General features: G+C 30.2%; 8 protein-coding genes and 1 tRNA gene. All 9 read right to left on the bottom strand.

Going from position 1 to position 13,464, the window contains the following annotated elements; translation table 11 throughout:
• Nucleotides 1–379: 379 nt before the first annotated feature.
• The 9 genes from RBH29_RS12350 to RBH29_RS12310 all read right to left on the bottom strand — a co-directional run bounded on the left by RBH29_RS12350 (nt 380) and on the right by RBH29_RS12310 (nt 13,136).
• A complete protein-coding gene (locus RBH29_RS12350; protein WP_306697185.1) occupies nt 380–1,183 on the bottom strand; it encodes an ABC transporter permease in 804 nt (267 codons plus the stop codon).
• Nucleotides 1,177–1,875 carry an ABC transporter ATP-binding protein gene (locus RBH29_RS12345; protein WP_306697183.1) on the bottom strand — a complete coding sequence of 233 codons (699 nt, stop codon included), beginning with the start codon at nt 1,873–1,875 and terminating at the stop codon, nt 1,177–1,179. Before RBH29_RS12345 ends, RBH29_RS12350 begins: the two co-directional genes overlap by 7 nt.
• Entirely contained in the window at nt 1,872–2,243 is a 372-nt protein-coding gene (locus RBH29_RS12340; RefSeq protein WP_306697182.1) for a GntR family transcriptional regulator, read from the bottom strand. Before RBH29_RS12340 ends, RBH29_RS12345 begins: the two co-directional genes overlap by 4 nt.
• Before the next feature lie 416 nt (nt 2,244–2,659).
• Nucleotides 2,660–3,250 carry a rubrerythrin gene (gene rbr / locus RBH29_RS12335; RefSeq protein WP_306697181.1) on the bottom strand — a complete coding sequence of 197 codons (591 nt, stop codon included), beginning with the start codon at nt 3,248–3,250 and terminating at the stop codon, nt 2,660–2,662.
• 172 nt (nt 3,251–3,422) lie between these two features.
• Nucleotides 3,423–7,547 carry a S8 family peptidase gene (locus tag RBH29_RS12330; RefSeq protein ID WP_306697179.1) on the bottom strand — a complete coding sequence of 1,375 codons (4,125 nt, stop codon included), beginning with the start codon at nt 7,545–7,547 and terminating at the stop codon, nt 3,423–3,425.
• Between the two features lie 536 nt (nt 7,548–8,083).
• On the bottom strand, nt 8,084–9,733 hold the full coding sequence (locus tag RBH29_RS12325) for a MutS-related protein (RefSeq protein ID WP_306697178.1): 1,650 nt from the start codon (nt 9,731–9,733) through the stop codon (nt 8,084–8,086).
• Nucleotides 9,734–9,915: 182 nt separating this feature from the next.
• Nucleotides 9,916–10,968, bottom strand: a complete 1,053-nt coding sequence (locus RBH29_RS12320; RefSeq protein ID WP_306697177.1) for a PDDEXK nuclease domain-containing protein — start codon at nt 10,966–10,968, stop codon at nt 9,916–9,918.
• A 905-nt stretch (nt 10,969–11,873) separates the two neighbouring features.
• Nucleotides 11,874–12,134 (bottom strand): ATP-binding protein, encoded by a 261-nt coding sequence (locus tag RBH29_RS12315; protein ID WP_306697220.1) that lies wholly within the window; start codon nt 12,132–12,134, stop codon nt 11,874–11,876.
• Between the two features lie 915 nt (nt 12,135–13,049).
• Nucleotides 13,050–13,136 (bottom strand) — tRNA-Leu (locus RBH29_RS12310).
• Between the last annotated feature and the right edge of the window lie 328 nt (nt 13,137–13,464).

Below are 13,464 nucleotides of genomic sequence, written 5' to 3'. Positions count from 1 at the left end.
TTGCACACATCAAAATGTTATAACATCATTTTTAAATGTAACGCAATAAAAGTTGATTTTTAATATAATAAATTGAAAATAAACTTTGTACATAGAACATGATTAACGATAAAGATTTCTTGATTTATTAGCATTGTCTAAAAATTACATTTAGTTATTTTATACAAAGGTTGAATATCATTTTTATTTAACTACTTACTATTTTAAATTTTAGCCTATATATTTATATTACTACATTTTAATTCATCTTACAATTATTTAATTTCACTTTCTCCCAACATTTTTATAAAATTAAATCCCCAAAACTCTACCATAAGTAAAGATAGAATTTTGGGAAAGTTTGGGGATGTATTTATATAAAATTCAGAGCAATATTGAATTACTCTAAATTTAATTTTTTCTTTAAAATAAAATTTATCACCAAAAACTGTACGACTGCTATAATTAGAGGATATAAAGAGAAAAGTAACGCAGTAATATTTGTCTTTAGATGCATTGATGTTGAATAGTCCAAAAGATTTGAAAGAATTTCAAAATCAATTGCTATTCCAAATACCAGAAAAACCAATGTGTAAATAATGGAATTAATAAAATATAAAGCACAAAACATTCCAAAAGATGCTATAAGTTTGTGCTTAGTAAACTGGTGTCCTAGAGCGATAGCAGTATAAAACATAAGAATAGCCGAAGAAATGCTTATGATAAAAAATGCTGGTATCGAAACAAATCCTGCTATTCCAAACCCATAATTTATATCATTAATAATTTTAATTAAATTCTCAAATATATTTTCAACATTACTTATAATTATAACAGAAATTATTGTTACAAAAACACTTGATAATGTCCAAAAAACTGCTGTGACAAGCTTACTCAAAACATTCTCCCAGGTTTTAACCGGAAGAGTAAACATGAGATATCCTTCGTCACCTAACAAACTTTTATAAAACCTTTGAATCATAATAACTAAAGTCATTACACCAATTCCAGCAATTAAACCAATGTTTCCAATCATGCTTACAATACTTAGCATAAGTTTAATGTTTATTTCAACTGTATTATCAATAATGTCAATAATATTAAACATTCTATTAATTAATGTAAATACCAGCAGTGCAACATACAAGGGTATAAATAATCTAGCCGTTGCTTTAAATTCATATTTCAAAAGTTTTGCTAACATTTAAACACCTCCCTAAATAGTGCATCCACAGACTTTCTACTTTCTTCTCGTATCTCATCAACTGTTTTTGTAAGAATTATTTCACCATTCTTTATAAAAACAATGTAATCAAGAATTTTTTCTATATCTGAAATTAGATGAGTTGATATGATAATTGTTGACTCTTCATTGTAGTTGCTAAGTATAGTGTCTAGTATATAGTCTCTAGCTGCAGGATCAACTCCGCCAATAGGCTCATCTAACATGTACAGTCGGGCTTCACGACTCATAACCAATATAAGTTGAACCTTTTCCTTTGTTCCTTTTGACATTGTTTTTAATTTGTCATTAGAATCTATGTTAAGTCTTTTTAACATATCATAGGCTTTTTCCCTTTTGAAATCTTTATAAAAATCTTCAAAAAAATCAATAATGTCCTTAACCCTCATCCAGTCATTTAAATATGTTCTTTCTGGAAGATATGAAATGATTTTTTTGCTTTCTATTCCAGGTTTGCATCCATCAATCAATACTTCTCCACTTGTTGGTGTCAAAAGTTCATTGCAAATTTTAATAAAAGTACTTTTTCCACTTGCATTAGGTCCTAAAAGTCCAACTATTTTTCCTTTAGGAATGTTAACACTAATATTATTTAAAGCTGTTTTAGCTCCAAATTGTTTAGTCAATTTGCTACACTCTAAAATATTACTCATTCTTTCATCTCCTTTGCCATTTTTAATAAACTGGACACAACGTCCTCACTATCGAAACCCAGTTCTGCCATCTTGTTCAAAAAATCTTCAATGTGTTTTTTAGCAAGTCTGTTTTTAATCTGTTCAACCATTTTTCTATCCTCCGTTACAAATCTTCCGCTTGTGCGGTTGGTATACAAAAGACCATCTTCTTCAAGCTTTGCAAGAGCTCTTTGCATGGTATTTGGATTTACCCCAGCTTCCTTTGCAAGGTCTCGAACTGATGGAAGTTTTGAACCTGATGGGTATTCCCCTGAACAAATCATTAATTCAATTTGTTCAACCAACTGGGCATAAATCGGGCGATCTGATTTAAGATCCCAAGCCATTTCATCACTCCTTGTATTATTGTATTAAGCACTTAATACAATAATACAAGGAAAATTCCCTTTTGTCAATATTTTTTTGATTATTATAATAAAAAGATCCCTAAAAGGTACTGATAAAAAAGTAAAAAAACTTAATGAATTGTTTAATGTATCACATCAGCTACTTACATATAAATTAAGGTAAACTCGTTTAGATAAAGTTAAACATCGGAACTTCATGTGCAAACTCTAACCCACCTGAGGTTTATAAGATGAAAAAGGCTCTTATAAATTGAAGCTATTTTCTACAATGATGTAAGGCATTCTAGAAAAATAGCTTCTTAAGTTCTTAGTTTAAAACAATTTATATTATGCTATTATTTTTAGGTAAAGGTGACAATAGATAAAAAGTAGATTAGACTAGTTTTTCCCCAACATCATTGTTGTGCAAAAGACTCAGCAAATGGAAGAAAAAAACCTTGGGGATGTTGACAAACACTACATACCTTAGGAGCTTCTTTTCCAACGTGAATATGCCCACAATTTGTACACATCCATGCTATCTCTTCATCTCTTCTAAAAATAGTTCCATTTTCAACTTCATCAGCTAGTCTTCCAAATCTATCAGCATGAGTTTTTTCAATATTTGCAATACCTTCAAAAACATAAGCTATTGATGTAAAACCCTCTTCTTTTGCTATTTTACCAAATTCCTTATATACTTTATCCCATTCTTCTAGTTCATTGTGTTGAGCTGCTCTTAAGGCTTTAGCCGTGCTGTCATACAAATCAACAGGATATCCTCCACTAATATTTATATTATCTCCAGCAACTTCTTTAAGTTTTTCATAAAACACCTTAGCATGTGCTCTTTCTTGGTCTGCAGTGTAATTAAATACAGCTTCAACAACCTGAAAACCTTCCTTTTTAGCGGCGGATGCAGCGATATTATATCGATTTCTCGCCTGACTCTCCCCTGCAAATGCTCTCATTAAATTTTCATATGTTTTACTTCCTCTTAAATTCATATACACATCTCCCTACATAAATTTGAAATTTAAACTTCTTTTCTATATTATCCAAATATATATTTATCTATCCTTAACCATCATTATTCTAGACAACTGAAGACATCCAGTCTATAGATTTCTGTAGATGTTGGAATAGGTATCCATGTTTTTCACATTAACCTAACAAATATTACCTTATTTCAAAAGGTGATTCTGCTGAGAGACTGCCATCAGCATCTACATCTATTGTAAGTCTTATGTTGTAGTCACCTGTTTTTGCCCAGCTCTTTTCAATCTCTATCTCTGAATTTGTGTAGTGTTCTACAGATTTTTTAGAAAGAACAATTTCCCCCTCTGAATTTATAATATAAATAAAAGGTGCCCTTATATCATATGGAACTTCTATATATTCTTTTTCTTTTACATCAAAAACCTGATATTTTCCATTGTCTTGTTTTATTTTATTTTCTCCCTTTGATTGCTTTATAGCATCAAATATAAAATAAAAGTAATTTAAAGAACCTGCACTGATAAGCTTATTCCCAAATCGATCCATAATTGAATGCTTGCTACTTAATATATCGTTCTTTTTATAGTATGTCTTGTCTGGATTAACTGATATGCTAAACTTTGTTCCAAAACCAATTTGGGTACTATCCTTAGAAAAATCCCTTTGAGAACTTAAAGTATATGAATATGCATTTCCATATTCTATCTTTTCACATATAAGCTCTATGTCATAGAATCCCTTTGAAATTTTAAAAGAGTTGTTTTTTTCCAAAAACACAAAGGCACTTAATCCTGTTTTTGGATCACTAATTGTCATAATAGCTTCATCACCATCAGACCTGCTATCCAAACTTACTTCTGTAAGATTATCCATTTTAAACTCAATGGTTTGTTGACTATTCTTCACATCACTTTCCTTCTTACTTCTCCATCTATTTCTCCATCTATTTCTCGATCTACTTCTCCATCCACTTTTAGTCTCATTCTCATTATTAGCATCATCACCAATAAAAACTTCTTCTTTTAATATAATACACTCTGTATTATAAGTATCATAAGACAAAACTTCTGCAACTATGTTGTAGACTCCCTTTGTAATAAAGTATTCAGCTTCTCCCTCACCATGATAACTGGATAAATAAAAGTTTAATGGAACTTCACTATCTGGAAATACCACTTTAAAATCAACAATACCTTCAATATCATTCTCATTTTCATCTTTTACTGAGAATTTAACATTTTCAAGCTGGTCAGGATATAAATTATATTCACCTGGAGAATCTATATCCTCTAAATACATCACCTGATCTCCATCAGAAGTAAGAGAATAAACAGCTGCTTTATAGGTTCCCTCTGGCAGTGAAAGAAACATCTCTCCATCTAAAAGATCATCTCCCCATTGATAAAAACTTTCTCCAGTTTCTATATTTATTGCTTCGATAGTAGCCATTGTTGCTTTTTTTTCTCCAGGAAGTTCTATATTAAACTTAACTGCATCTTCTTTTGCTTCTCTTTTAACACTTATATCTGTCTCATCTTGAATTAGATATGGAAGTTCAACAATCATTTTTAATCTATAGTCCCCACTTAAAATATTTTGGTCTAAGTCAAAATCCATCCAGCTAATAGAATGCTTTGGAATACTTTTCACAACATTATTTTTGCTGTCAATAAGTTCAATTGTCGCAGGATCTTTAAACTCGTACTCTATAGGCTCTGCTGGAACTTCAAATAAACTATTTTTAAGTTTTAATCCTACTTTCTTATTATCTTTTCTGTAAAACACAGACTTTTGGTTTCTAAATACAAAAAATGGATCAAAATTCATATAATCTGCATATATAATTTTATTTCCCTGACTATCAGTTAAAGATGCATCAATATCAATATATTCTCCTGGTATATATTCAGTTTTATCCGTTTGGATTTTTCCCGTAAATATTCCTCCAACGGCCAATAGTTTTTCTTCTCCCTCTTTTAAAGAAACCGCCTCTCCTTCTAAAAACATAAAAATTTCATCGGTTCCCTTACTTCCCATAATATCATATTCAAAAATGTACTCTCCCGGTGTTACATATATTTCTGGAATGTTATAAACATCTTCTAAAACAACTCCTTTACTCAACATGACATCTTTATCTCTCATAGAAATAAACATTTGAGAAGGCATAAATCCATATATGCTATTATAACTGTTATTAATTTTAGCAAGCTTGCTTTTATCACTTTCCATATTTACAACGGTATCTTTTCCGTCAATTAATACATTTTTTTCACTTAACATAAATATAGCTTCAGAAGATTCCTTATTACTCTCAGTTTTATGTGTAACCACCTCAAAAGAATATATTCCTTTACTTAAGAAAGCTTTAAACTCACCTGAGGTATTTGGTAATATGCTAAACTGAATTGAATTTTCTGCCTCTGGAAACTTATACGACCCAAAAACAGATTGCTCATCATCAAGCCCTGTATTAACAGTAACTGGCACAAGGTCTTTTCCATCTATTTCTACTATGTCAGGTGCAATTGCCTCTTCTAGTATAATTGCATTTGAATAATCTCCTTCACTTTCTAGGGCATAATCTGCAACAATCACATATGTATTACCATTAGGGGCATCAGTGCCTGGTACAACAGCTACACCATTTTTTGCTGTAACCCCATGGTGAACAAAATCATAGAAAGTTTCACCATCAACTGTTGTATATTTATTCCACACTTTAATAAAGCCATTAGAAACAGGCTCTCCATCATGAGTTAATTTAACCCTCAATCCTGTATAAACAGTGTTTCTAACACGTACTTCCACTTCTTTTTGATAGATTTTTTCCTCTTCATAAGCTACTACCTTTATATTAAGTGCCCCATCTCTACAGTTGTACGTATCAATCTCAAAGCTATTTAACATATCTGTTTTTTCAAAAACCGTCTCCACTAGTTCATCATTAACATACAATTCTGTCTTTTCTATATTTTCAGGATATGTAAATCTTGTGTTCACATCAATAATATCATAAACAACTTCTCCATCAATTAAATTCATAATTTCAAGTCTTGGTTTAACTTCCTCTACCATAAGAGCACCGTTAATATCTAAAAGTCCATGTCCAAATTTTTTATCTTTTCCTGCATCACCAATTTCCTTTGCTGAATCTGCAAGAATATGTTCTATTTCAACACTGGTAAGTGAAGGATTTTTAGAAAGCAAAAGAGCACATGCTCCACTTACAAAGGCAGCTGACATAGAAGTACCTTCATAATAATCATACAAATCTTCTGGTATTGTACTTAAAATATCCTGACCAGGTGCTGCCAAATCTATAACAGAACCATAGTTTGAAAAAGAAGTCAAATCATCTGTTTCGTCTGTAGCTGATACAGCTATAACTCCTGGAAATGCTGCAGGGTATTCATTTAATGCATCCATAGCATTATTTCCTGCTGCCGCTACCATTACAACATTTTCCGAAAGAGCATATTCTAGAGCTTCATTAAGTGCAACACTCTCTATAGGCCCTCCAAAGCTCATATTTATTACATCAGCACCATTGTCAACAGCATAATAAATGGATTCAATTATATTAAAATCTTCTCCCCATGCACCTTCAAATGCCCTTATCGGCATTATTTTAACAGGTGCCTGTCCAACGGTACCAGAAATTCCAACACCATTATTTGTTTTTGCTGCAATAATCCCTGCCACATGAGATGCATGTTCTTCATCAATAGGTCCATAAATTGGATTATCATCCATATCTACAAAATCATATCCCTCTACCACTACATCTTTTAAATCCTCATGAAACATATCTATTCCTGTATCAATAACAGCTACTGTTACTTCACTTAAATCTTCTGAATCATCAATGGTAACCCATCCATCTTGAGCATTTATATTAACAAGCCCCCATTGATTTTCAAATTCAGGATCATTTGGATTCTCTATAGGAAATCGGGAAATTTTTCTCATATAATTTGGAACAACATACTCAACATTTCCGTCCTTTTTTAAAGATTCTATTTTCTTGGTAACTTCATTTTCCTCAACTTCGATAAGAGTTAAACCATTATCGCTGGACTTTATTACTTTTTCCTCTTTTTGCATATTTGACATGGATCTAAAGGAAGAACTTTCCTTATACTTTACGATTAACTGACCTGGTTTTTTAGTTTTTGTTTCCTCAATATTTGCTGTGTCATTTGTTTTGTTCTCCTTGTCCTCAGTATTTTGAGCAAAACCTGTAATTACAGTAGACACCATAACACAAATTACAACTAATATTGATATGCCTTTTTTGAACATATTAGTACCCCCTTGTAAATTTACTAAAGTAGTTTGTTGTAATATAAAGCCTTAATTGCATAAATCAAACTAAATAAATACACCTCACATTTTGTATTTACAATTAAAACTAAATAGTATTAACTAATGATATAATAAATTTTAAAACTTTTCAATATATTTTATTAATATCCTACCAATACATTTTTTTATATACTAATATTCTACTCTCAAAAATGACACAAACCCAGTAAAATCCATCTAAATTGACATACCAAAATTTAGATGGTGCAATATAAAAAAATTATAAAAAAGGGGATTTAAGTAAATGATTCACAAAAACCTGAAGAGTTCATAAGCAAAATTTAGATTTTACTGTAAATTACACAACATATGAAGTTTGGGTTGCTGAATAAGAATTAACAGCATTAAAACGTGCTTTAAATTAACCAGATATATTTTAGGTGTTATTGATAATTTCCACCATTTTCATCTCTTTAACTCTAATATTTGTTGTAAAAAGATGACTACACTGTGACAAGGGAGCATGGTTGCTGTCACATGTCAAACCTATTGGCATTCTCCACTATTTCATCAGGAAAGCCTATATGTTTTAGTAGTTTTATTGCATTTTTATAAGTGGAAGATCCATTATATATTTTATAATCAAAAGCAATATCTTTATCTTGCATTTGTTCACGAAAATGATAATTGTCGCAAATTCCAGCTAATATTTTAGTTAACTCAATATCATGAGATGCAACAATTGCAATACAATTCTTCTTGTGCAAAAATCTTAGTATTGAAACAGAGGCTGCTATTCTCTCTTCAGTATTTGTTCCACGTAAAATCTCATCAATTAAACAAATAACCAATCTCTCTTTACTTAAGCTTTGAATTATCCGATTAAGATACTTAATCTCTTTAATATAGTAACTTTCTCCTGCCATCAAATCATCTCTTACTGCCATAGATGTAATAATTTTTGCATATGGTAAAGACATTTTTTTTGCCATACATGTGTGTAAGCTATGTGCTAAAATTACATTTACTGCAACAGCTTTTATAAATGTAGATTTACCTGATGCATTTGAACCTGTAATAATACAGTTTTTATCTATAGTAACTGTATTGCAAACAGGGTCATTAATTAGAGGATGATATATTTCCTCCATTTTTAATACATGTTCTTGATGAAAATGAGGTACAGTAAATAGTGAAAGACTTTTTCTAAAAGATGCTATTGTTATTGCCATATCAATTTGTCCAATTTTTTCATATAATTTCATATATTCTTTTTGTCTTTTCTTTAAAAACTCTATAATACTATGATAGCCTGTAAAGTCCACTAAAGTAGCTCCAATTAGATAATCAGTTATTATAGATATAATATCTCCAGATAAGGAAGCATCTTTTTTATTTTTTAAAATATTGACACGCTTTAATATTTTTTTAAATAATGATACTTCTTTTTTTAAATTTTGAAATTTACTTTCATAATACAAGTTTTTATTATAAGCAATCTTTTTTCCTGCAATAACCACATCTACAACACTAGATAAAGAATTAAGATTAAGCTCATACTTAATTTTATCTTTTTGATAAATAATTAAATTAATCGCAAAGACTGCCCCTGCAAAAAATAGAAAACCTGTGCTCTGGAAAATAATAGATATTAACAGCAACGCCACTAATAAAATTTGCATTATCCTGTATCCTAAAATCCCTCCAATGCCATAATCATCTAAATTAGACATGAATTTAGGCAAAAAATAACTTTCCTCTTCTTTTTTTAACCTGCATAAAATCAATTCAGTTTCTTCTCTTTCTAAATCATTACTTTCATAGAAATTAATTTTTTCTTCTAGTAATTCCATATTAAAGTTGTTTTTGTGCATACAATGAAGTGAAGCATACAAAATTTGTTCACCAACAAAAGAACATGAACTATTAATTCTAGCAAATACTTTGTTCATTTCTAGGTCGCTCCATGTAACATCATCTATTCTCTCATCTTCAGGTATTACTTTTTTATACTCATCCCAAAAATAGGTTATTTTTTCAAAGTCATATTTTTTTATTATTGGTTTTTGGCCATACTCTTCTTTTATTGCGTCCTTAAGCTCTCTAATCCTTTTAAAACGCCTATATATATCTGTGATAAAGATAAACGCCAGTATACCGACTACTATTAACATTTTCTCCATAATCTCTCCTCTCCAAGTTATATTAGTAAACTTTTTCTTTCTAGATAGTTTCCTTTGTTTTATTATTGATTTATTATAGTATTTATCAAAATTCAAAGCACGATTACTTCTAATTAACGTAATTTTATTTTGTGATATCATAATGGTACGTAAATTTCCTTTTATAATTTCCCTAGTAAACATCAATCTTCACCTTTTTGAGATTTTTTATCATTTTTCTTTGAGTTTAACAATCTTTTTTCTCTCTCCAACAATTCACATTCTGATTCTATTTCTCTCCTCAATTCATCTTCTGTAGGAAGATACAACTTATACTTCGAAGCAAATATCTGGTTATTTTCTTCTGAAAGTGTATATTTAACAATTGAGTCACTCTTATCAGCACACATAACAATTCCAATAGGGGGATTATCTCCTTCATTTTTCATTTCCCTAGTATAGTAATTTACATACATTTGCATCTGCCCCAAGTCTTGATGGGTTAAATCCCCAATTTTTAAATCAATCAAAACAAAACATTTTAAAATATAATTATAGAACACCAAGTCAATAAAAAAATGTCTTCCATCAAAAGTAATTCGTTTTTGCCTCGCAACAAATGAAAATCCTCTTCCCAATTCAAGCAAAAACTTCTGGAGGTGATCAATAAGGGCTTGTTCAAGATCTTTTTCAAATAAACTTGTCGTGTGCTCAAGCCCTAAAAACTCAAGAACATATGGGTCACGAATAATATCTTCTGGAATCTTACCTTTTTCCAGTAATAAAATCTCATTTCTAACAGGTTCTTTATTCTTACTTGATAATAACCTTTCATAAAAAAAAGAATTTATTTGTCTTTCAAGCTGTCTTGTACTCCAATTAGCTTTTGAACATTCTTCAAGATAAAATTGTCGTGCCTTTTCATTTTCAACCTTCAACAAATTTCTGTAATGTGTCCAGCTCAAATTATCACGCAGTGCGTGATAATTTGGAAATGACAAGTAAAACTGACGCATATAGCTTAAATTCGTTACTGTATAACCTTTCCCAAATTCTTCAGACAGTTTTTTTGACAGCTTCTTTAAAAGATTTGAACCATAATCTGCTCTTTGGTCACCACCCTGCTTTTCAACAATAAGTTTTCCAATATTCCAGTATGCTTCAACCATTGCAAAATTTACAGCAGAATAAGCTTTTGCTCTTGTCTTTTCCAAAATTCGTTTTATATCTTCATATATATCCTTATTTAAAGTCATCTTATCACCTTCTCATTTAAGTATTACTCTAATATTTGTTGCTGTATTAGAAAAACTTAACTACTTAATATTAGTTTTTCATACCGCACATCGACACCTCCACGAACATATTTCTCATAGAGCTGTTCGTCATCCTTTGCTTTCTCACTTTCATAATGCCGAAATGCCTTATTCATACGTTCATCAAAATCTGGCTCATTATCTTTATCCAATTCTTGTTTTATCGAATGCTGACAGTGGAGCATCCATAACTAATGGGTATGGCTCAGAAACTAACATATCACTGTCAGTATTTCTACTTTCTCTAGCCATTTTAATTACCTTATTGTGTTAGTAAAATTTTACTACCTTTTTATTAAAAATTCAAATTATGCTCTAATCAATTAAAAAGTTAGCCATTTGTACTCATATAAAATATAACTCGCATAAATAGTATTAATATAGTTGTTCTATGTGTAATAACACCATATGCAATAGAAGACCTAAGTAAGTCCATAAATAATGATACAATAATTACACAATAAATTGATTTACTTTAATTTATATCAAATTATTACAGTTTCTTTTATCTTTACATATCTCTAGCTACTACTTCAAATAAAAACTTTTTGAATTCTCCCCTACTTTTTGTATTGATTATTTTTAGATTCCAGTTATTTATCCAACCTTTTCCTTCTTCCTTGCAAACACTCCCTATCACTTATACTTTTTGTAAGCCTTTGGAAAACTCACTTCTTTACACAACAAATAATCTGTACTCACTCCAAAATAAGTTCCCCTCTTCTCAAACATTTCTATTTATGCCCTATTAAAACCATTTTCATAATTAGCAATTGTTGTACGTCCGATACTTAATTACTGCCCTAGCTCTTCTTTGGAAACATCAAAAGTCTTTCTCAACTAATTTAATCTAAATGCAAATGTCTCTCCCGTTTTCCCCAGTTGGAAATAATAAATGAACTACCTTGAACTTCAGTCAATTCAACTCTAATTGTCCCATCAAATTTACTGTTTATAATAAACTTAGAAATATAAAGTCCAAGGCCTGCACCTTCTTTACCTTTGGTTATGACCTTACGCTTAAACAACTTATTTTTAACTTTATCTCTAATGCCTTTTCCATAGTCTTTTACTACAATATTAATTTTACCAGTTGAGTTATACATAATCAATACTTCTCTTCTGGTTTTTATACGAATCTATTGCATTAGAAATTAAGTTGTTTAGTACTTGAATTAAATAATTTATATTTCTTTTAATTTTAATTTTATCATGGGTCTTTGACAGTTGCATAGATAAAAAATCTTTAAAAAACTTTATATAGGATTATTTAGTACCATAAAAGTGTAAGAGTTGAAGCATGTAATAAATTATACTTAAACATTTGCACTTATTTTTTCATAATAATGGATGTGGTTGGTCTGGCGTGGCTTATTTTGGATTAATCACATCCGTCAAAAAAACCTAACTCCCCCTTATTATGAACACTCGATTAAGCAGGTTGAAACTCTTTAAAGAGCTTTCGTGTAACGAACTAAAATGAATTGTAATAAGATCGGATGGAAACAATTACAAACTATTTTTATGAAAGGAAAGTAATAATTTATGATAAGTGTCGGTATTGATATTCTAAAAGAAAAAAGTAATATATGTATTTTAAAGCCATACAGTGAAATAGTTTGTTCTCCATTTGATATTAAACATATTGAAAAATAATTTCTGAATATTTTTCAAGAGCTTTTGATACAGTTCCAGAGCCCTTTTTATATTGGTCAGCTTTTAATTTTCATCCTGTATTCAACCTCATTCTAACTGTTTTTATGAAATTTCTCTAAATACTCTAGATCATATCCCCTTTGGTCAAAGTTCCTTGAATCTAAAGGTTTATTTTCCTCAGCTTTGACAGTAAACCCATTTAGAGTAATTATTCAAGAATTCAGGCACTCCATTTTTTTATTTCAAGTAGCAAAGAAATTCAGAAGAAAAATCAGCTCAAAAAAGTTCGGTAGTAAAATGGTAGTAAAATAACCTCAAAACAAAAACCAAGGATTTCAGTCAATGGCTGAAACCCTTGGTTTTCTTGGTGCCGAAGGTCGGACTCGAACCGACACGGAGTCTCCCCCGCTGGATTTTGAATCCAGTGCGTCTGCCAGTTTCACCACTTCGGCTTAAGTTATTAACTCGATGCTTAAAAATTATAACATCTTTATTTTGATTTGGCAAGTAGTTTTAATACAATTTTTTAGCTTTTTTAAGTAGTAAAACTACCTAGATATGTTGTATTTTACAATATTACAACTATACCTAACGTAACCAATATTAATATGACTAAAATAACCATACTGCACCCTAAACATCCTGAACTCACTGATTACACCTCCATGAAATTTAAATAACTTATCTAGAAACAATAATAGCATATTTTTCTGAATTTTTCTATATTATTTTTTTATATTGTATAAAATTAAACCAAATGGTTTGACATTCTCCTCTCCT

Origin of the sequence: Herbivorax alkaliphila, from assembly GCF_030848475.1 — a bacterium.
In the GTDB taxonomy this organism is placed as follows: Bacteria; Bacillota; Clostridia; order Acetivibrionales; family Acetivibrionaceae; genus Herbivorax.
Note: the sequence above shows the minus strand (reverse complement) of the source record. Positions and strands in the feature narration are given on the sequence as shown.